Here is a 20,705-nt window from a genome sequence, read left to right as displayed (position 1 = left end):
CGCTAATATACTAACAAGATGAAGTTATTTGTAGTTTACACGCCTAGAAAATTTTCGTCAACCAATATGAAGCGATTATTCCCCTTACCCTTCCCGAGTACTCTTAATCAATCCTTTTTGTTGTTTTTGAAAAGGAAGCTAAGGGTTGAAGCCAAACTTCATCGTTGATTTGCTCTCTTTTCACAGCAACAATCTTATAGAAAGGCTCTTTTCGTAAAGATTGTTGTTTTTAAAGTTTTTCTATAGTGAAAACTCCTTCATCGTTGATTGGAGCGGAAGGTGCTCAACTCCTGCGGGATTAGCGGGACAGGTGAGCACCTGGAGTGCAAATCAACTGCTATATAGCAACATTACGAAATGAACCTTTCACGAAAAGACCCTACTGGTAAAACTTTCTTTCCCAATAAATGAAAACTATAATAAAGACAGAATAAACTAATGATAAAAAGTAGAAAGGATGTGCACCGTGGTAAACAAAATCTTCTTTATCTTAATTGTTATAGGAGTTCCTCTGTCTGTAGCGGGAAGTCTACTTCACTGGTCACAAATTCTTATGTTTACTGTTTATTGTTTAACCATCGTATCCCTCGCTGCATATATGGGTAGAGCCACTGAAAGTCTCGCGATTATATCAGGCCCAAGAATCGGTGGCTTATTAAATGCAACTTTCGGTAATGCCGTTGAACTCATTATTTCAATCTTTGCCTTAAAAGAAGGATTAGTAGAAATTGTACTAGCTTCCCTCACAGGATCTGTACTTGGGAATCTTCTTCTTGTTGCCGGACTATCGTTCTTCGTTGGCGGCATTAAGTTCAAACGCCAGAAGTTCAATGTTTACGACGCAAGGCACAACTCTGGACTATTAATGTTCGGTGTAATCGTAGCATTTGTCATTCCGGAAGTATTTGCAATGGGAATGGATGATGCTGAAGCGATTTCATTAAGTATTGGAATTTCAGTTATTCTAATCGTACTTTATCTTGCCGCTCTCTTCTTTAAGCTTGTTACACACCGTGGTGTCTACCAGCATAATGAAGAAAACGGAGCAGAGCCTCATCATGAAGAGCCTGAATGGAGCAAGAAGAAGGCGATGATCGTTCTAGCACTTTCAACAGTTGCGGTCGGTTATGTAGCGGAAAGCCTTGTTCATACATTTGAAACTGTAGGGGAAACCTTTGGATGGAGCGAGTTATTTATCGGGGTTATTATTGTAGCGATTGTAGGAAACGCAGCTGAGCACGCTTCTGCCATTATTATGGCTTACAAAAACAAAATGGATATTGCTGTTGAGATTGCAATAGGCTCTACTCTTCAAATTGCCATGTTTGTTGCTCCAATACTTGTGTTGATCTCACTGTTCTTTCCTGTACAAATGCCGCTTGTCTTTACTTTACCAGAATTAGTGACAATGGTAACCGCTGTTTTATTAACAATTGTGATTAGTAATGACGGTGAAACAAATTGGTTTGAAGGAGCAACATTGCTTGCTGCGTACTTAATTATGGGAATTGGTTTTTATTTACTCTAATTTCGAAGCCTGCAATTTGCAGGCTTTTTTGTTACAGTAACTGAGGGAAGATCCTCTGCATAACGTGTTAGTAAATTTACTAGGTCACACGCAAATACTTAAACAAACCGCAGAAAGTAGGCGAAAACATGATTCATCGTAAAACAAAAAGAGAAATCGAATTAATGAAAGAGGCAGGAAAGGTTCTAGCTGACTGTCATAAAGAGTTACGCAACATTATTAAACCTGGCGTAACAACGAAGCAAATTGACGATTTTGTAGAATTCTTTCTAGAAGAACGTGGCGCTACTCCTGAACAAAAAGGCTATCATGATTATCCTTTCGCAACTTGCGCTTCAGTGAACGACGTCATTTGTCACGGGTTTCCTGGTACTCAGAAGCTAAAAGAGGGAGACATCGTAACAGTAGATATGGTTGTAAACTTAAACGGCGCTCTTGCTGATTCAGCATGGTCCTATGCTGTAGGTTCCATTTCTGATGACGTGCAACAGTTGCTTGATGCTACGAAAAAGTCTCTATACCTTGGAATAGAACAGGCCGTTGTCGGCAATCGCATTGGAGATATTGGCCACGCCATCCAAAAATACGCTGAAAGTAAAGGATATGGCGTAGTACGCGACTTTACAGGTCATGGCATAGGACCAACACTTCATGAAGAGCCAATGATTCCTCACTTCGGGGAGCCAGGAACTGGTCCACGGTTAAAAGAAGGTATGGTTATTACAATTGAACCAATGCTAAACATAGGAGCTCCTTTTAGCATAATAGACGAAGATGGTTGGACTGCTCGTACAGTAGATGGCTCTATTTCTGCACAGTATGAGCATACTCTCGCAATTACAAAAGACGGCCCTGTTCTGTTAACAGATCAAGGCGACGAATAAGTGAACACAAAGAAACCCGTAGCGCTCGCTACGGGTTTCTTATATGTCTTCCTTCGGCTGTTCTTTAATATGAATTACTTGCATTGGATTTCCACCAACGAAAGCACCTGCAGGTACGCTTTTGTGTACAAGCGTTCCAGCTGAAACGATGGCTCCGTCACCAATCGTAATACCAGGAAGCAGGGTGCTGTTAGCTCCAATCATACAGCGATCACCAATGATCACTTCACCAAGACGATATTCATCAATTAAATATTCGTGAGCTAGGATCGTTGTGTTGTACCCGATAATGGAATTTTTACCAACCGAAATTTTTTCAGGAAACATAATATCTAACATTACCATTAATGCAAAAGCGGTTTGGTCACCAATTTTCACGCCAAGAAACGTTTTATATAGCCAGTTTTTCACCGGAATAAACGGCATGTACCGGGCAAGCTGAATAACGATAAAGTTTTTGACCACTTTCCAGAACGGAACGGTCTTATAAATTTGCCAGAGCGCGTTGCTGCCAGTAACGGGGTACCGCTCCGTGTTTCTCACTTTCCTACTCCTGCGATCTCGAGTAGTTCTCCCATATGATCAACTAAGTAATCAGGCTTATACGATGCAAGGAACTCACTTCCTTTAATCGTCCACGAAACACCAACAGTCGTAACGTCCGCGTTTTGTCCAGCAAGAATATCGTATTGGCTATCTCCAACCATAAGCGTTTCTTCTCGAGCAGAACCAAGCTTCTTCATTGCTGTTTCAAGCTGCTCGGGATGAGGTTTAGGATTCTCTACTTCATCAACAGTGATAACAACTGGGAAGAACTGATCAAGCTTCGTTAATGCTAGTCCCATTTCAACTGTGTTTCTCATTTTTGACGTTACAATCGCAAGCTTATACCCGTTTTCAGATAACGTCTTCACGGTTTCAAAAACGCCATCGAATTCCGTTACGAGGTTATCGTGATTCGCGATATTATGTTCACGATAGAAAGCGACCATTTCTTCTGCTCGCGATTCATCATGCTTAGCAAATGTATGGTAAAGTGGCTCCCCAATAAACTGCTTTAACTCTTCATCCTCATAACGCCCAGGATAAAAATGCTCAAATGTATGTTTAAATGAGGCCATAATTAAATCATTTGTATTAATTAGAGTTCCATCTAAATCAAATAGTACTGTATTAATGCTCATACGTTGGTTCCTTTCTTTCTGAAGTGCTAACGTCGCGACGCTTCCAAATAACTGAGACAACAAGAGTTAGAAGAATGGCTGTTACGAGTCTAACAAGCAAAAGCCATATAACTGGAATCCCTAGCGGAATAAAAATGAGCGTATCTTCAATGACAGCATGACACGCAACAAGAAAAATAAACGCTAAATAAAGATCCTTCTTCTCTACTCCATCTTCTTTAACGGCCTGAATCATAACGCCAGCGCCATATGCAAGACCGAAGACAAGACCTGCCGCTAAAGTCGTTGAAGTATTTTCTTTCATCCCAAGACTCCTTGTTACAGGAGACATCCAACGCGAAAATGTTTGCAGCCATGAGAAGTCTTTCATAACCTGGATAAATAGCATAAGTGGGATAACGATAAGGGCAAGCTGAAGGACACCGAATGAAGCCTTTTCAAGTCCTTGTAACAGAATTGCACTGAAGCCTTGAACCGTTTCACTCGTCTGTGAAACAAGGCCATAAGAAGCCTGCTCCCCACCGCCATTCCATACTAAATTAATCACAACGGCCGAAACGATTGCAAGACCGATTCTTACTACTAGCATAACCCACAGTTTCACACCTACTCTTGCTGCTACGCCTGACTCAATCAATAAGTTATGAGAAAACGAGAGCATAACCGCAAGAATAAACACTTCTTTTACAGTAAGATCAAGCGTTAAAATAGCACCGATTCCTGCGTACAGATTTAAGAAGTTTCCGATTACTAACGGAATAGCTGCTTCCCCTGAAAGTCCGAGCCATTTCATCGCAGGTGCAATAAAACCGATGAGCCATTCGAGGACAGGAGTATAGCGAAGAATTGTCACAGCAAGCGTAATTGGAAAGATAATTTTACCTAATTCCCACGTTGTGGTAAGACCTGCTTTCAATCCACGTCGCAATGTTCCCATTCTCCCACCTCCTTTTTAAACTTTTTCGTTGTAAGGCTTCGTCGACTTTTTCGTACGTCGATATACAATAAGTGCAATTGCAACAATAACGAGAACAACTGAAATCACCTGAGCCACTCGCAGTGTTTCTGTTAACATCAGGCTATCTGTGCGAAGCCCTTCAATGAAGAAACGTCCGAAAGAATACCAGATGACATAAGGTAAGAAGATTTCCCCTCTTTTAAGAGCTGCTCGTTGAAGAACAAGAAGCAGTATAACTCCAGCAAGATTCCACAGTGATTCATATAGAAAAGTAGGGTGGTAGTAGGTACCATCGATGTACATCTGGTTCACTATAAATTCCGGTAGCATTAAATTCTCAAGAAATTCTCGAGTCACTGGACCACCGTGCGCTTCCTGGTTCATAAAGTTACCCCAGCGCCCTATCGCCTGACCAAGAAGGAGGCTAGGGGCAGCGATATCAGCAATTTTCCAGAAAGATAGTCCGCGTTTTCTAGTGAAAACAATTGCAGTTATAACAGATCCGATTAAAGCACCGTGAATCGCTATTCCACCTTCCCAGATCGCAAAGATATCACCTGGGTTGTCTTTGTAATAGCTCCATTGGAACAAAACATAGTATAGACGTGCAGATACAATGGCAATTGGGACAGCCCAGAGGATTAAATCTACAAACGTTTCTTTTGGAAGCCCTTGTCGCTGCGTTTCTCTAATCGCAAGTAGTAGGCCGAGATAGGCACCAAGTGCAATAATGATGCCATACCAATAGATCGAAATCGGCCCAAGCTGAAGCGCGATTCGATCAAGCGGCTGAATGGAAGCTAGCATGATTTTGTCTCTCCTTTATTGTTCGAGTATTAAGTTTAAATGCTATCGTGTTCGTCTCCATCTTCAATTTCTCTCGTTAACCTTTCAGAGAATTGCTTGGCAGCGTTCATTCCCATGTTCTTCAATCGGAAGTTCATAGCTGCTACTTCGATGATGATGGCAAGGTTACGTCCCGGACGGACCGGAACGACAAGTCTCGGAACATTAGAATCAATAATTTTCATATACTCTTCTTCTAAACCAAGACGATCGTATACTTTCTTGGAATCCCATAACTCAAGATTCATAACGAGAGAGATCTTCTTATAATTTCGTATCGCCCCAGCGCCGAACAGCGTCATCACATTAATAATACCAAGACCTCGAATTTCAAGGAGATGCTGAATTAGTTCTGGAGCACTACCTACAAGCGTATTTTCTGCTTCTTGACGAATCTCAACAGAATCATCCGCTACAAGGCGATGACCACGTTTTACAAGCTCTAGTGCTGTTTCGCTTTTTCCTACTCCACTTGAACCTGTAATTAAAACACCAACACCATAAATATCAACAAGAACACCGTGAATCGCCGTGTTTGGAGCAAGCTGACTTTCAAGATAATTCGTTAAACGACTGCTTAATCGAGTTGTTGTCATCGGTGAACGAAGAATAGGAACATCATTCGCTTTTGAAGACTTCACAAGCTCCTCTGGCACTTCCATATCTCTTGAAAGAACAATACCAGGCGTATCATCCGTACAGAGTTTCGCCATTCGTTCTCCCTTTTGCTCGTCAGTTAACCCATGAAAAAAAGACATCTCTGTCTTCCCTAGAAGTTGTAAGCGCTCTGCTGGGTAATACGTGAAAAAACCAGCCATTTCAAGTCCTGGGCGCGAAATATCGCTCGTTGTAATCGGGCGATGAATTCCTTCTTCACCACTAACTAATTCAAGATTAAATTTCTCCATAACATCTTTCATACGAACTTTAACCATGCGTGATCCTCCTATGTACGAACCGTAAACCACGATTCAATTTCAACTATCCCCTATTGTACCACTTCCTATTTGAAAGGACATAGAAAAGCAGACGCTACATTTATAGGGAGGGTGGGGGTCAGGTCCGGACCTGACCCCTCCTTCCCCTCTACTACATAAAAAAAGAACCGATGCACCCGCATCGGTTCTCCTATCTCTACTTATTAAGCATTCACTGGAACGACAGAATCATGAATCTGTTGATCAAGTTCCTGCATATGTGCTTCTTTTCTTTCTTGTGACCAGTTCAGGCGTTTTGCCATGTACTCGATAACCGGTTCCTTCCAACGACGAACCCAATCAATGTCGAAATACAGAGCACTGGTTCTGCGGTTGAAGTAATCAAGTGGTGTTGCTACCATTTCTTCTTCAATACCATAGATAAGCGTTGAAAATACTTCAAGGCTTAAGTGATGGAAATTTGCTTCTGTTCCAACTGTTTCAATGATTTGATAAATGCGTTCAATGTTTGAACCGTAACGTTGCACAAGTGTTTCGGCTTCATTAACAGTTAGACCAAGCGTCGTTCCGCGACGAACCTGCTCCTTCGCATACTCTTTGAAGCCTTTACTTCCGCCAACATATCCACCTGAAAGAACCATGTTTTTCGTAGTAGACGCAGGGAACTTCCCGTGCTTTTCTTCTTTCAATTGATCTGCTACAAGATTAATGACACTTTCAGCCATTTTACGATAGCCTGTTAACTTACCCCCTGCAATTGTAATGAGTCCAGAGTCTGAAATGAATATTTCATCTTTACGTGAAATTTCAGATGGATCTTTTCCTTCCTCATGAATGAGTGGGCGTACGCCTGACCAGCTTGATTCCACATCTTTCTTCGTTACGTTAATGCCTGGGAACATGTAATTGGCAGCATCAACAATGTAATCACGATCTTCAACAGTCATTTGAGGATGCACCGGATTTTTGGAATACTGTGTATCCGTCGTTCCGATGTACGTTTTACCAGCTCGTGGAATCGCAAACATCATTCGACCATCATCAAATGGTGTATCGAAGTAAACCGCTTGTTGAAGTGGAAATTTCGATTGATCAAACACAAGGTGAACACCCTTCGTTAAGAACATGTGCTTACCTTTTCTAGATTTATCAAGCTCTCTAATCTCATCCACCCACGGTCCAGCAGCGTTAACGACTTTTTTAGCTCGAATTTCACGCGTTTCACCAGTGATCACGTCTTTTGCACGAACACCAACGACTTTACCATCTTCATATAGTAGCTGTTCTGCTTTCACATAGTTAACAGCCTTGCCACCACGGTGGACAGCCTCTTTCATAACTTCAAGTGTAAGACGAGCATCATCTGTACGGTACTCAACGTAATACCCACCGCCTTTGATGTCACTCTTACGAAGCAATGGTTCTTTATTTAAAGTATCTTTTTTCGACAGCATCGTTCTTCTTTCTTTTCGTTTAACTCCTGCTAGTCTGTCATATAGAGCTAGTCCAGCGCTTGTTGAGAATTTACCAAACGTACCGCCTTTAATGATCGGAAGTAACATCCATTCTGGTGTTGTCACATGCGGAGCATTTTCGTATACAATAGCTCGCTCTTTCCCTACTTCAGCAACAAGACCAACTTCGAAATTCTTGAGATAGCGAAGGCCACCATGAACAAGCTTTGTTGATCGACTTGATGTACCAGCCGCAAAATCCTGCATTTCAATAACGGCTGCATTCATGCCTCTAGAAGCTGAATCAAGAAGAATACCCGCTCCGGTAATCCCACCTCCAACAACAAGAACATCTAGCTCTTCAGATACGATTTGATCGAGGACTACGCTTCTTTGTAATCCGGAAAATGGTTTAACCAAGATGATCACACTCCCTGTTTTTATCTTAAGTTTCACTAGTTAACATTTGTCTTCAAAATAACTCTCTTCAGTACTTTACCCATAAACTAGGGTAGCTTAAGCATCGTAATACACATTGTTTGAACAGACCTGCTTGAAAGGACAAAAAAAGACCACAACACATCAGAACATGGACTTTCCATGTCTGAAGGCTGTGGTCTTCTCCTATTCTCCGACCAAGTCATTATTAACTTATTTTAATTGTAGCACAATGACGGAACGTTGCCTACTCTTAAAGCTTATTTAAATGCCATTGTAGCATGCACAGCTTTCTTCCAACCACTGTATAATTCTTCTTTTTCCTCTTCTTCCATTTTCGGTTCAAACGTTTGATCAATCATCCATTGTTTTTCAATTTCTTCACGATTTTCCCAATATCCCGTTGCAAGACCAGCAAGGTAAGCAGCGCCAAGAGCTGTTGTTTCACTAACTGTTGGACGTTCAACTGGCACGCCAATCATATCACTCTGGAATTGCATTAGGAAATCATTATTAACTACGCCACCATCTACGCGAAGAGTTTTAAGATCAATTCCTGAATCAGCTGTCATTGCATCTAGTACGTCTCTTGTTTGATAAGCAAGAGATTCAAGCGTAGCGCGGACAAAATGCTCTTTGCTAGTGCCCCGTGTTAAACCGAAGACCGCTCCTTTAACATCACTATCCCAGTAAGGAGTTCCAAGTCCAACAAACGCTGGTACCATGTAGACCCCTTCCGTTGATGTGACTCTTTCTGCATAGCGTTCACTTTCAGGTGACTCATTGAACATACGAAGCCCATCGCGAAGCCATTGAATAGCAGAGCCGGCTACAAAAATACTACCTTCTAGCGCATATTCTACTTTCCCATCGACACCCCAAGCAATTGTCGTCAATAAACCATTCTCGGACTTAACTGCTTTCTCTCCTGTGTTCATCAGCATAAAGCAGCCTGTTCCGTAAGTATTTTTCGCCATACCTTTTTCATAACAAGCCTGTCCAAACAGAGCCGCTTGCTGGTCACCCGCTACGCCTGCAATCGGAACGTTTTGTCCAAAGAAGTGATAGTCAACTGTATTCGCATATACTTCTGAAGATGGACGAACTTCGGGAAGCATTGATTTAGGAACGGATAGCATGTCTAGTAACTCATCGTCCCATTCGAGATCGTAAATGTTATACATCAGTGTACGAGATGCATTCGAATAATCCGTTACATGAGCTTCTCCACCTGAAAGTTTCCAGATTAACCAGGAATCAATTGTCCCAAAAAGAAGATCACCGTTCTCCGCCTTCTCTCTTGCTCCTTCAACGTTATCTAGGATCCACTTTACTTTTGTTCCAGAGAAATAAGCATCAATGAGCAAACCAGTTTTGTTTCGAACCATTTCCTCATGCCCTTGTTCTTTCAGTTCATTCACAATACCTGCTGTTTGACGTGATTGCCACACGATCGCGTTGTAAACAGGTTTACCAGTGTTTTTATCCCACACGACTGTCGTTTCACGCTGATTCGTAATTCCAATTGCTTCAATATCTGATGCCGATAAGTCAGACGCCGAAGAAAGCACCTGTGCCATTACGGAAAGAATTGAACTCCAAATTTCCTGTGCATCGTGCTCGACCCAACCCGATTTCGGAAAATGCTGTTTAAATTCCTTTTGTGCTACGTTTACAATTTCACCTTTCTTATTGAAAAGAATGGCACGTGAACTTGTTGTTCCTTGATCAAGTGATAAGATATACTTTTTCTCCATGGTAATTCCTCCCTAAATAAAGTTAAGTTTCGTCTTTAATTCTTCGCCTCTGAATTTGCTTTAACCGTTTCCTGCAACTTGTCCCCTATTTGATAAAGGCCAATGAGTAGTACGGCCACTGCTACGGTCCAAATCCAGAATAGTGTGCCGTAACTTGCTTCGGTCACTGCTTGATAAAAGACCGCGCCATACATTCCTCCTGCTACAGGGCCAACAACAGGGATCCAAGCATATTGCCAATTTGAATCACCTTTTCCTGGTATCGGTAAGAAAAAGTGAGCAAGTCTTGGTCCAAGGTCTCGTGCTGGATTAATGGCATAGCCTGTTGTACCACCAAGTGACAGACCAATCGCTACAATTAGAAAACCGACAATAAAAGGATTTAATCCTTCAGTAAACTCATTGGAACCGATTGCAAGTAATCCAATCAATAACATCGCTGTTCCGATAAACTCACTAAGAAAGTTGCTGAAAGTATGCGGAATCGCAGGGTCGGTAGAAAAAACAGCCAATTTAAGCGCTTTATCATCTTCTTTACGGAAATGAGGAAGAAAATGAAAATACACAATACATCCACCGAGAAATGCACCAATCATCTGGGCTGTTATGTAGCTCGGTACATCACTCCATGGAAAATCACCAATTGCTGCTAGTCCAAGCGTTACGGCTGGATTAATATGGGCGCCACTGACCTGACCAGCTGCGTATACAGCCATTGTAACACCAAGTCCCCACCCAAGAGCTACAACAATCCATCCGCCTCCCTGAGCTTTTGAGTCCTGTAGGTTGACGTTAGCTACAACACCTCCGCCAAAAATAATTAAAATCATCGTTCCTAATATTTCACCAATAAATGGAGACAACCTGATCACCTTCCTATGAGTTTAGATAAAACCCTTCCCTGAAACTATTCCCTATTTTTTCGTTTTAAAAATAGAAATTAAAAAAACCACACAAATTCCCCCATCAGCTGATAGGTTTCTTGTGTGGTTCTCCTCATCTCAGGCACGGGCTATTAACATAGTACTTATTAAAACAGACAAATGTAAGCGATGTCAAGATATTTATTTAGGTTCATAATGTTTCCAAAGATCTTTCTTGGATGTTGTAACAGCAGCTGCACCGCCTCTTAACGCTGCTTCAACGTCATCTACTGAGCGAATAAATCCTCCAGCAAAGATCGGTACTTTAATTTGCTCATGTAACTCTTCAAACACCTGCGGAATAATTCCTGGCATCACTTCTACGCAATCAGGCTTCGTATTTCTGACCATACTATAGCTAGTATCTAGCGCCATAGAGTCGAGCATAAATAACCGTTGCACAGTAAGAAGACCACGTCTTTTTGCAACGGAGAGTACGTTTGACCTTGTTGAAATCAATCCTGCTGGCTTAACTTCCTGACACAGAAACTCCGCGCCATGCTCATCGTTTCGTAACCCCTGTACGAGATCAGCATGAAGTAATATCTTTTTACCGGCACGATTGGCTTCCTTAACAACCGATTTTAACTGACCAATATGGGTATCAAGAAGTACGATATATGTGTAGGAACTAGTAAGCAACGTCTCAAAGTCCCTCATTTTCCTTACGGCTGGCAGGATACTCTGGTTATGAAATGTCATAAGACTACCTCTCCTTTACTTTTATATCTTACCAGAAATTACGATATGATACGCTAAAAAGAGCACGCCCTCAAGGAGAGCGTGCTCTTAGCTGTTACTTATTGGTTTTACAATGATTTTATCAATTAAGAGATTCAATACTCCGATTACAATGGAAGCTAGAATGGCCATTAGAAAGCCGTCTATTTGAAATGCATCTCCCATAAGAGCAGCGGTCATTGTTAGTGTTATCGCATTAATAACAATGAGAAATAACCCTAGTGAAAGAATCGTAACAGGGAGGGTCAACAAGATTAGAATTGGTTTAATTAGTACATTCACGATTGCAAGAATAACACTTGCAAGTATCGCGGACCATACACTTTCAATATAGAAACCTTCAAAAAATCCTGCTACCACCATTAAAACAATGCTACTAACAAGTAAGCTTACGAGCCATTGTCGCATAAGAACCCCCTGCCTTCCACTTTTCATTGAAGCCTAGTATTCACCAAAAAGAGGAGTATTAGCCTAAATTAAAGATAGGAAACAGTAATTGAACCTGCAGTTGAATTCGCTTCAATTCGATAATTATGTTCTGATTCCTCTTCTGTTTTGAACTTCTTCATACGATGAGAAATTTCCTTTTTCTCGCGAATAATACTCATATTGTCAAGATCCGTCGTAATTGCACCAATGGTAGATTTCAAGTCACCTTTAATAGTCATTCCTTTTGGTACAACAATTTGAATCGTTCCGTTTACTGTTTTGAAATCTGCACGACCACTTACAGGCTTTTGTAGAGTATGGCGAATTGCGCCATTAAATGATTGAGCTTCTGTGTCTACGAACGTTCCATCAATCGTTATTGGTCCATTAGCTGTTTCAAGTTCACAAACTTCGCCAGCCGTCCCTTCTATAACAATCGCTCCGTTACCCGTTACAGCTTCTAAGACGTTAATCTTTGATTCACGAATACCGACTTTCCCATTCGCTGTTTTTAACTTAACTTTTTCTGCAGAAATATTCTCACCTGTCACATCACCGTTAAACGTCGTCATCCAGACCCCTTTGTAATCAGTAGCCGGAACATAAATAACGAGATTAGCCTTTATATCTGCACGCTCTGACTTAAACGTCAACTTGTCGTTATCTACAGAAAAATACGTTTCACGCAATAGCTTATCCGTCGCTTCTTGTACATTGGACGCTCGGTATACATTTGCACGACAATCAATCTTCACATCATTTCGATCCCACGTTTGAAAAGTGATTTCTCCATTTCTTACATGAACATCTAACGTGTTTGGATCAACTTCAGACTGTTCAAAAACATGTGAAACTTCTTCTGAAGAACCAAAATTAAAATCAAAGTCCATATCTTTCACTTTTTGAATCAACGTTTCGACGAATTGGCCAACCTTATAAGTAGGGGCAGTGCGCTCTGAGTAAGATTCTGATTCTTTTGTATACTTCTGTTCTTCTTCTTGAGGCCCAATCGCTTTTAGTAGCTTTGCACCTTCATCTGCTGAAATCTTGCCATCCTCGATCATCTTAAGAATCATTTTACGTTCTTCATTCATTCTACACATCTCCTTTTTATCGATTGTTGTAAACATGCACTAGACCAACTACCAGCGTAGAACCTGAATGCCTTTAACAATGTTCCATATGAACACAATGACATTTAATAAACCAAACAGTATCATACCTAAAAAGATAACCGATCCCGCATCCATAACAAACACCGCAAAAAGGGCAAGTACGAAAGACAGGAAAGGAAACAAGTGAGATAATACGGCACGTTTGGCGTGGTATGAAACCTCTTCATCTCTCATCACAAAAAAGACGATGATCGGAAAGAGAAAAGGCGCGAAAAACACACTGAAGTAACAAAGAGAAGACATTACTTTTTCAACGGACATTGTTGTTTCCCCTTTCAATAATCTCTACCTATCTATACGATTTGGTAAAAAGAAAGTTTCATAAAGGGAAAATAAATATCATAATTGATTAGCTAATGATGTGTAGTTAATTTCCGCTCCAGGATGCTCGCTTTCCGCGGGGCGGGCGGTGAGCCTCCTCGTCGCTTACGCTCCTGCGGGGTCTCACCTGTCCCGCTTGTCCCGCAGGAGTCGAGCATCCTTCCACTCCAATTAGCTGAGTGTTTCTTCAAAAATCGTTTTAAAAACGACAATCTTTTAGAAAACTCTTTTCGTAGATAATATTGTTATAAGAGTGGATTAATTTCCGCTCCAGGATGCTCGCTTTCCGCGGGGCGGGCGGTGAGCCTCCTCGTCGCTTACGCTCCTGCGGGGTCTCACCTGTCCCGCTTGTCCCGCAGGAGTCGAGCATCCTTCCGCTCCAATTAGCTACGTGTGGTGTTTTTACAAAAAATAGTTCAAAACCAACAGTCTTTTAGAAAAGCTCTTTTCGTGGGCGTTGTTTCTATAAGAATGATTAATTTTCGCTCCAAGATGCTCGCTTTCCGTAGGGCGGGTGGTGAGACTCCTCGTCGCTACTGCGGGGTCTCACCTGTTCCGCTTGTCCCGCAGGAGTCGAGCATCCTTCCGCTCCAATTAGCTAAGTTTGGTCTTTTATTCAATAATTGCTTCGAAGTAACAATCTTTTAGAAAAGAGCCTATAAGAAAGAACCAAATATAAGAAAAAAGACAGCCAGAGGCTGTCTTTTCCCTCTTATACAGACTGAGTTTGCTCTAATCTTTTCTTCATGCGATTTTTGTCTCGTTCAAGAATAGGGGCAAGGTAGTATCCTGTATAAGATCTTTCTTCTTTCGTGATCTTTTCTGGTGTGCCTGTGGCGATCACTTCACCACCGCCGTCACCACCCTCAGGTCCAAGATCAATCAAGTAATCAGCTGTCTTAATAACATCTAAGTTATGCTCAATGATTAATACTGAATCACCATTCTCAACTAGACGCTGTAATACTTCTAGCAATCGAGATATATCGTCAACGTGCAAGCCAGTAGTAGGCTCATCTAAGATGTAGAGCGTCTTACCAGTCGAACGTTTGTATAACTGAGAAGCGAGCTTCACGCGCTGAGCCTCTCCTCCAGAAACAGTGGTTGCTGGTTGCCCTAGCTTAATGTAACTTAGACCAACATCATATAAGGTTTGAAGCTTTCGATTGATTTTCGGGATATTTTTAAAGAAATCCAGTCCATCTTCAACCGTCATCCCAAGGATATCGGCAATATTCTTCCCTTTATACTCAATCTCAAGCGTCTCACGGTTGTATCGTTTACCATGACAAACCTCACATGGTACGTATACATCTGGTAGAAAGTGCATTTCGATCTTGATAATGCCATCTCCACGACACGCCTCACAACGACCGCCTTTTACATTAAAACTGAAACGCCCTTTTTTATAACCGCGAACCTTAGCTTCATTCGTTTGTGCAAATACATCGCGAATGTCATCAAATACACCCGTATAAGTTGCAGGATTCGATCGCGGTGTACGTCCAATCGGTGACTGATCAATATCAATAACTTTATCTACATATTCTAAACCATTGATTTTCTTATGCTCACCTGGCTTATCCTTTGCTTTATGAAGCTTTTGTGCGAGTGCTTTATATAAGATTTCATTAATTAACGTACTTTTGCCTGAACCTGAAACACCTGTCACACACGTAAATAATCCAATCGGGATTTTTGCTTTCGTGTTCTTAAGGTTATTCTCTTTTGCCCCAACTATTTCAATATATCGTCCATCGGGTTTCCTTCGCTCAGCCGGAACAGGGATGAACTTTTTGCCTGAGAGGTATTCTCCAGTTAACGATTCTTTATCATCCATAATCTCTGCTGGGGTACCTTCTGACGTAATGTAGCCGCCATGCGCACCAGCACCAGGACCAATATCAATAATATGGTCAGCTGCAAGCATCGTATCTTCATCATGCTCGACAACAATTAGCGTATTACCAAGGTCTCTCATGCTTTGAAGCGTCGCAATTAATCGATCATTGTCGCGCTGATGAAGACCAATTGAAGGCTCATCAAGAATATATAAGACACCCATCAACCTGGAACCAACCTGAGTCGCAAGCCTGATTCGCTGTGCTTCCCCTCCTGATAAAGTTCCTGCTGAACGATTTAACGTTAAATAATCCAATCCTACGTTCACGAGGAAACCAAGTCGATCCTGAATTTCTCGTAATATCATTTTACCGATCGTCGCCTCTTTTGGCGTTAAATCAAGCTCGTCAAAAAAGCCAGCAGCATCTCTAATGGCGTATTCTGTCGCTTCGCCAATATGCTTTCCATTAATTAAAACGGAACGAGATTCTTTCTTTAAACGATAGCCTTTACAGCTTGGACACGGTTTCTGTGACATGTAAGCTTCCATTTGCTCGCGTATATAGTCAGAACTTGTTTCACGATAGCGTCGCTCTACGTTAGGAACAACACCTTCAAAGATAATATTGTTTTCACGTACTTGGCCAAAGTCATTCTCATATCTGAAATAGACCTTCTCTCCATCACTTCCGTACAACACTTTATCAAGCTGCGCTCTTGGAATTTTATTAACAGGTGTATCCATATCAATTCCAAAATGATTACACACGCTTTGAAGAAGCTGTGGGTAATAGTTAGAACTAACTGGCTCCCATGGAGCAAGCGCATGCTCGCGTAGTGACTTATCCCAGTCTGGAATAACTAAGTCTAGATCAACCTCAAGCTTAAGTCCTAGACCATCACAAGAAGGACAAGCTCCAAACGGACTGTTGAATGAAAACAATCTTGGTTCAAGCTCACCGATCGAAAAACCACAGTATGGACAAGAATGGTGCTGATTAAAAAGCAGCTCTTCTTGACCCATCACGTCAACAATTACCTGACCACCGCCAAGATTCAGCGCTGTTTCTAGTGAGTCCGCTAGCCGGGATTGAACACCGTCTTTTACAACAATCCGGTCAATCACAACTTCAATTGAATGCTTTTTATTTTTCTCCAAATTGATTTCTTCTGCAACTTCCATCATTTCGCCGTCCACACGAACACGAACGTACCCTTGCTTCTTAATATCTTCTAAAACCTTAACGTGCTCTCCCTTTCGTCCTGATACGACTGGAGATAGAATTTGAAGTTTCGTCCGTTCTTCATATGTTAAAATGCGATCCACCATCTGCTCGATCGTCTGTGACGTAATTTCCACACCGTGTCTCGGACAGACTGGTCGACCTATTCTTGCGAATAATAAACGGAGGTAGTCATAGATTTCGGTTACGGTACCTACAGTAGATCTAGGATTCCGACTTGTTGTTTTCTGATCGATTGAAATAGCCGGTGATAAACCTTCAATCGCATCCACATCAGGCTTATCCATTTGTCCAAGAAATTGTCTTGCATATGCTGAGAGTGATTCGACGTAACGTCGCTGTCCTTCAGCATAAATAGTGTCAAATGCTAATGAAGACTTACCCGATCCAGATAAGCCAGTAACAACGACTAGCTTATCTCTTGGAATGGATACGTCTATATTTTTTAAATTGTGGGCCCTCGCCCCTTTGACGACGATCTCATCGTTTGCCATCTGTTCGTCATCCTTCCGCTTTAAGCTCTAATAATAGGTCACGAAGTTCAGCAGCACGCTCGAAATTAAGTTCTCGTGCAGCTTCCTTCATTTCTGTTTCTACGTTTTCAATTACTTTAGCACGTTCTTGCTTCGTCATTTTACCTTGCTTCGGTACTGTGTATTCTTCGCCATCCTCAGCAGCAACAGTAGCGCGAATACCTTCGCGTACTTTCTTTTTAATCGTTGTTGGCGTAATGCTATATTTTTCATTGTATTGTTGCTGTATTTCCCGACGTCTATTTGTTTCACCAATTGCAAGCTCCATGGAATTTGTCATTTTATCAGCGTATAGAATAACATGTCCTTTGGAGTTACGTGCTGCCCGACCGATTGTTTGGATTAATGAACGTTCTGATCTTAAGAACCCTTCTTTATCAGCATCCAATATTGTAACAAGCGATACTTCCGGAATATCAAGACCCTCTCTGAGGAGGTTGATTCCAACAAGAACATCGAATACACCTAAACGCAAATCACGAATGATTTCAATTCGTTCAAGCGTCTTAATTTCAGAATGAAGGTAACGAACCTTTACTCCCATTTCTAACAAATAATCTGTTAAGTCCTCAGACATCTTTTTCGTAAGCGTAGTAACAAGGACTCGCTCATTCTGCTCTGATCGTTTGTTTATTTCATCTAACAGATCATCAATTTGTCCTTCAATTGGACGAATTTCGATCGTTGGATCAAGCAATCCTGTAGGACGGATAATTTGTTCTACTACCTTTGTTGAATGCTCCTCTTCATAAGGACCTGGTGTAGCTGATACGTATACAAATTGATGAGCTTTCTCTTCAAATTCTTCAAAGCGAAGCGGACGATTATCCTTTGCAGAAGGAAGACGGAAACCGTGATCAACAAGAACTCCCTTTCTTGCCTGGTCACCATTGTACATTCCTCTTACCTGAGGAAGTGTTACGTGGGACTCATCGACCATAATTAAGAAATCTTCAGGAAAATAATCCATCAGCGTATATGGAGTAGCACCAGCATCTCGTAACGTTAAATGTCGTGAATAGTTCTCGATTCCTGAGCAAAAGCCCATCTCAGCCATCATTTCAACATCATATCTAGTCCGTTGTTCGAGACGTTGAGCTTCTAATAACTTTCCGTCATTGTTTAAGGCTTTAAGTCTTTCTTCAAGCTCTGCTTCAATTCGTTTAATGGCGATTTTTAATTTCTCTTCACGAGTTACGAAGTGGGAAGCAGGAAAGATCGCTACGTGTTCTCGTTCTCCAAGAATTTCTCCAGTTAACGAGTTCACCTCTGTGATTCGGTCGATTTCGTCCCCAAAAAACTCGACACGAATGCAATTTTCATCGCGTGAAGCAGGAAAGATTTCTACTACATCACCGCGAACCCGGAATGTTCCTCGCGTAAAATTGATATCATTACGTGAATATTGAATATCAACCATGTCTCGAAGTAATTGATCTCGATCTTTCTCCATCCCTTTTCGAAGAGAGAGCACAAGGCTTTTATATTCTTCTGGATTACCTAGACCATAAATACACGAGACACTTGCTACTATAATAACGTCGTTACGCTCAAACAAGCTGGACGTAGCCGAGTGACGAAGCTTATCAATTTCATCATTGATACTCGCATCTTTTTCAATAAAAGTATCAGATTGAGGTATGTATGCTTCAGGCTGATAATAATCGTAATAGCTGACAAAATATTCGACAGCATTATTTGGAAAATACTCTTTAAACTCACTATACAGCTGTCCGGCGAGCGTCTTGTTATGGGCAATAATGAGCGTTGGTTTATTTACTTCTTGAATGACATTTGACATCGTGAAGGTTTTACCAGTCCCCGTTGCACCGAGAAGAGTCTGATGTCGTTCATTGCTTTGAACGCCTTCAACAAGCTTTTTAATTGCTTCAGGCTGGTCACCTTGCGGTTCATAGTCTGACACCAATTCAAACTTTCTTTCCACCATCTTCGCCTCCGTTCGAATCATCTATAGGAATTATTATATCACATTACGTGGTCATTTCTTCAATTAAAGCGAACTGATATTCCCATTTTTCTTTCTTATCGAAATCTTTCTCTTCTTATTAAACTGAGGTATGCTATAGAGTGCAGTCTTGCCCAACACTATTCATCCACTCAGAAGGAGTTTTGACATTGTTTGTCTTATGGGCTTTGCCACTCGGCATCGCAATTGGTGCAATATCCGGTTTCTTTGGAGTAGGAGGCGGCTTCTTGCTAACACCGATCCTACTATTGCTTGGGTACTCACCAGCAACGGCGATTACAATCAGTTTATTATATAGTATGAGTACCTCTATTTCAGGAGCGCTAACCTATATTAAGAAAAAGCGTGTTCTCTGGACACAAACACTGATTCTTTCAATAAGTGGAATGATTAGTACTCAAGTTGCCAATCCACTTGTAATAGCAATGGAAGGAACCGGTATTGATACTTTCATTATTCCACTATTGTATGTTGTTTTACTTTCCTATTTCGCACTGACTATGCTTTCTAAAGAATCTTCAGTCGGCGAACGAAATACCACTTCCCCCTATTCCCCAGTTCTTACGATTTTAATCGGTCTAGCTGGTGGCTTTATTTCATCCATTCTTGGAGTAGGTGGAGGATTTGTTATGGTTCCATTGTTAATACGCGTTCTACATATGCCTGCAAGATTAGCGATCGGAACTTCTCTCGCAACGATTTTCTTAATTGTTACAACAGGATTCTTTACGTACATACGAACAGTTGAGATTCCGTTGTTTCTTGCATTTACTCTTGTCATTGGTGCTGTTATCGGTTCTCGTTTTGGAGCAAGTTTAACTGACTCTTTTTCAGAGAGTACGATTAAGAAACTATTAGGCACGCTATATATCTTTACATTAACTAGTATCGTCTTTAAACTTCTCCATCAGCCCCTATTGGGATTATTTATTGTTGGAGCTTATGTTCTTGCTTTAATGACCCTCTTCACTTACCAGTATCGAACGAAAAAAAAGCGTCTACTCCAGTCGGAATAGACGCTATTTCATCTTTTTTTTGTTTTGTTTTTGTGTTTTCTTAGATAAATAGAAACCAACAACTGCTGATAAAATCGTTAGCAGAATGAGATGAATCGGATGATCTAATCCACCAAACACAGCCCACATAAATAGAAGCGTTAACGCAAAGCTAACAAATGTATTATATGTAACGCGTGTAAACACGACCGTAATAATCGCTGGAACGAGTAAAGCAATTAATATCTCTTGCATAAAAGTAATTCACCTCTCAAAGTAAAGCGTCTCCCCCCATCTTACAACAAATAAGGGAATGAATGCTACGATGAGCTAAAAGAGATTAAATTAAAGTCAGCGTTCTATAAGATTGTTGATTTAAAAAGGGTTCTGAATAAAAACTACATTTCGCAGATTGGAGCGGAAGGATGCTCGACTCCTGCGGGATTAGCGGGACAGGCCCCGCAGGAGCGTTAGCGACGAGGAGGCTCACCGCCCGCCCCGCGGAAAGCGAGCATCCTGGAGCGGAAA

Annotated in this window: 18 protein-coding genes; 3 read left to right on the top strand and 15 right to left on the bottom strand. The window is 41.4% G+C overall.

The window, feature by feature from the left end; genetic code table 11:
• Nucleotides 1–457: 457 nt before the first annotated feature.
• On the top strand, nt 458–1,528 hold the full coding sequence (gene cax / locus AB986_RS13895) for a calcium/proton exchanger (protein ID WP_201779281.1): 1,071 nt from the start codon (nt 458–460) through the stop codon (nt 1,526–1,528).
• A 128-nt stretch (nt 1,529–1,656) separates the two neighbouring features.
• Nucleotides 1,657–2,412, top strand: a complete 756-nt coding sequence (map, locus tag AB986_RS13890) for a type I methionyl aminopeptidase (RefSeq protein ID WP_048311715.1) — start codon at nt 1,657–1,659, stop codon at nt 2,410–2,412.
• A gap of 39 nt (nt 2,413–2,451) precedes the next feature.
• On the opposite strand, the gene AB986_RS13885 is transcribed toward map, so the two are convergent.
• From AB986_RS13885 to uvrB, 14 genes are all read right to left on the bottom strand, one after another.
• Nucleotides 2,452–2,955, bottom strand: a complete 504-nt coding sequence (locus AB986_RS13885; protein WP_048311713.1) for an acyltransferase — start codon at nt 2,953–2,955, stop codon at nt 2,452–2,454.
• Complete coding sequence (gene ppaX, locus AB986_RS13880; RefSeq protein ID WP_048311711.1) at nt 2,952–3,596, bottom strand: pyrophosphatase PpaX; 645 nt, start codon at nt 3,594–3,596, stop codon at nt 2,952–2,954. Before ppaX ends, AB986_RS13885 begins: the two co-directional genes overlap by 4 nt.
• On the bottom strand, nt 3,586–4,533 hold the full coding sequence (locus AB986_RS13875) for a nucleoside recognition domain-containing protein (protein WP_048311709.1): 948 nt from the start codon (nt 4,531–4,533) through the stop codon (nt 3,586–3,588). Before AB986_RS13875 ends, ppaX begins: the two co-directional genes overlap by 11 nt.
• 15 nt (nt 4,534–4,548) lie before the next feature.
• Entirely contained in the window at nt 4,549–5,361 is an 813-nt protein-coding gene (gene lgt, locus AB986_RS13870) for a prolipoprotein diacylglyceryl transferase (RefSeq protein WP_048311707.1), read from the bottom strand.
• A gap of 35 nt (nt 5,362–5,396) precedes the next feature.
• Nucleotides 5,397–6,335: an HPr(Ser) kinase/phosphatase gene (hprK, locus tag AB986_RS13865; RefSeq protein WP_048311706.1), complete on the bottom strand. Its 939-nt coding sequence runs from the start codon at nt 6,333–6,335 to the stop codon at nt 5,397–5,399.
• A gap of 206 nt (nt 6,336–6,541) precedes the next feature.
• Complete coding sequence (locus tag AB986_RS13860) at nt 6,542–8,215, bottom strand: glycerol-3-phosphate dehydrogenase/oxidase (protein WP_048312888.1); 1,674 nt, start codon at nt 8,213–8,215, stop codon at nt 6,542–6,544.
• Between the two features lie 275 nt (nt 8,216–8,490).
• Nucleotides 8,491–9,987, bottom strand: a complete 1,497-nt coding sequence (glpK, locus tag AB986_RS13855) for a glycerol kinase GlpK (RefSeq protein ID WP_048311705.1) — start codon at nt 9,985–9,987, stop codon at nt 8,491–8,493.
• Nucleotides 9,988–10,022: 35 nt separating this feature from the next.
• Complete coding sequence (locus AB986_RS13850; protein ID WP_048311704.1) at nt 10,023–10,850, bottom strand: MIP/aquaporin family protein; 828 nt, start codon at nt 10,848–10,850, stop codon at nt 10,023–10,025.
• A 201-nt stretch (nt 10,851–11,051) separates the two neighbouring features.
• The gene (locus tag AB986_RS13845) at nt 11,052–11,612 is read right to left on the bottom strand and encodes a glycerol-3-phosphate responsive antiterminator (RefSeq protein ID WP_048311703.1); all 561 of its coding nucleotides are present in this window, start codon (nt 11,610–11,612) and stop codon (nt 11,052–11,054) included.
• 87 nt (nt 11,613–11,699) lie between these two features.
• Complete coding sequence (locus tag AB986_RS13840; protein WP_048311702.1) at nt 11,700–12,059, bottom strand: phage holin family protein; 360 nt, start codon at nt 12,057–12,059, stop codon at nt 11,700–11,702.
• 68 nt (nt 12,060–12,127) lie between these two features.
• Complete coding sequence (locus tag AB986_RS13835; protein WP_048311701.1) at nt 12,128–13,174, bottom strand: DUF4097 family beta strand repeat-containing protein; 1,047 nt, start codon at nt 13,172–13,174, stop codon at nt 12,128–12,130.
• A gap of 48 nt (nt 13,175–13,222) precedes the next feature.
• A complete protein-coding gene (locus AB986_RS13830) occupies nt 13,223–13,516 on the bottom strand; it encodes a magnetosome magnetite crystal formation protein family (RefSeq protein WP_048311699.1) in 294 nt (97 codons plus the stop codon).
• A gap of 772 nt (nt 13,517–14,288) precedes the next feature.
• Nucleotides 14,289–17,156: an excinuclease ABC subunit UvrA gene (uvrA, locus tag AB986_RS13820; protein WP_048311694.1), complete on the bottom strand. Its 2,868-nt coding sequence runs from the start codon at nt 17,154–17,156 to the stop codon at nt 14,289–14,291.
• 7 nt (nt 17,157–17,163) lie between these two features.
• Complete coding sequence (gene uvrB / locus AB986_RS13815) at nt 17,164–19,140, bottom strand: excinuclease ABC subunit UvrB (protein WP_048312887.1); 1,977 nt, start codon at nt 19,138–19,140, stop codon at nt 17,164–17,166.
• A gap of 191 nt (nt 19,141–19,331) precedes the next feature.
• On the opposite strand from uvrB, the gene AB986_RS13810 reads away from it, so the two are divergent.
• On the top strand, nt 19,332–20,198 hold the full coding sequence (locus AB986_RS13810; RefSeq protein WP_048311693.1) for a sulfite exporter TauE/SafE family protein: 867 nt from the start codon (nt 19,332–19,334) through the stop codon (nt 20,196–20,198).
• Between the two features lie 3 nt (nt 20,199–20,201).
• Here AB986_RS13810 and AB986_RS13805 read toward each other — a convergent pair whose 3' ends face one another.
• Entirely contained in the window at nt 20,202–20,432 is a 231-nt protein-coding gene (locus AB986_RS13805; protein ID WP_048311692.1) for a DUF2198 family protein, read from the bottom strand.
• Between the last annotated feature and the right edge of the window lie 273 nt (nt 20,433–20,705).

Origin of the sequence: Guptibacillus hwajinpoensis (genome assembly GCF_001039475.1) — a bacterium.
In the GTDB taxonomy this organism is placed as follows: domain Bacteria; phylum Bacillota; class Bacilli; order Bacillales; family Guptibacillaceae; genus Guptibacillus; species Guptibacillus hwajinpoensis.
The sequence above is the reverse complement of the archived record's forward strand: the minus strand, read 5'-3'. Positions and strand labels throughout refer to the sequence as shown.

What these genes read in the sequence shown, in the direction of transcription:
- cax (WP_201779281.1), top strand. Translation starts at nt 458, where the DNA reads ATGTGCACCGTGGTAAACAAAATCTTCTTTATCTTAATTGTTATAGGA.
- map (WP_048311715.1), top strand. Translation starts at nt 1,657, where the DNA reads ATGATTCATCGTAAAACAAAAAGAGAAATCGAATTAATGAAAGAGGCA.
- ppaX (WP_048311711.1), bottom strand. Translation starts at nt 3,596, where the DNA reads ATGAGCATTAATACAGTACTATTTGATTTAGATGGAACTCTAATTAAT.
- AB986_RS13875 (WP_048311709.1), bottom strand. Translation starts at nt 4,533, where the DNA reads ATGGGAACATTGCGACGTGGATTGAAAGCAGGTCTTACCACAACGTGG.
- lgt (WP_048311707.1), bottom strand. Translation starts at nt 5,361, where the DNA reads ATGCTAGCTTCCATTCAGCCGCTTGATCGAATCGCGCTTCAGCTTGGG.
- hprK (WP_048311706.1), bottom strand. Translation starts at nt 6,335, where the DNA reads ATGGTTAAAGTTCGTATGAAAGATGTTATGGAGAAATTTAATCTTGAA.
- glpK (WP_048311705.1), bottom strand. Translation starts at nt 9,987, where the DNA reads ATGGAGAAAAAGTATATCTTATCACTTGATCAAGGAACAACAAGTTCA.
- AB986_RS13845 (WP_048311703.1), bottom strand. Translation starts at nt 11,612, where the DNA reads ATGACATTTCATAACCAGAGTATCCTGCCAGCCGTAAGGAAAATGAGG.
- AB986_RS13840 (WP_048311702.1), bottom strand. Translation starts at nt 12,059, where the DNA reads ATGCGACAATGGCTCGTAAGCTTACTTGTTAGTAGCATTGTTTTAATG.
- AB986_RS13835 (WP_048311701.1), bottom strand. Translation starts at nt 13,174, where the DNA reads ATGAATGAAGAACGTAAAATGATTCTTAAGATGATCGAGGATGGCAAG.
- AB986_RS13830 (WP_048311699.1), bottom strand. Translation starts at nt 13,516, where the DNA reads ATGTCCGTTGAAAAAGTAATGTCTTCTCTTTGTTACTTCAGTGTGTTT.
- uvrA (WP_048311694.1), bottom strand. Translation starts at nt 17,156, where the DNA reads ATGGCAAACGATGAGATCGTCGTCAAAGGGGCGAGGGCCCACAATTTA.
- AB986_RS13805 (WP_048311692.1), bottom strand. Translation starts at nt 20,432, where the DNA reads ATGCAAGAGATATTAATTGCTTTACTCGTTCCAGCGATTATTACGGTC.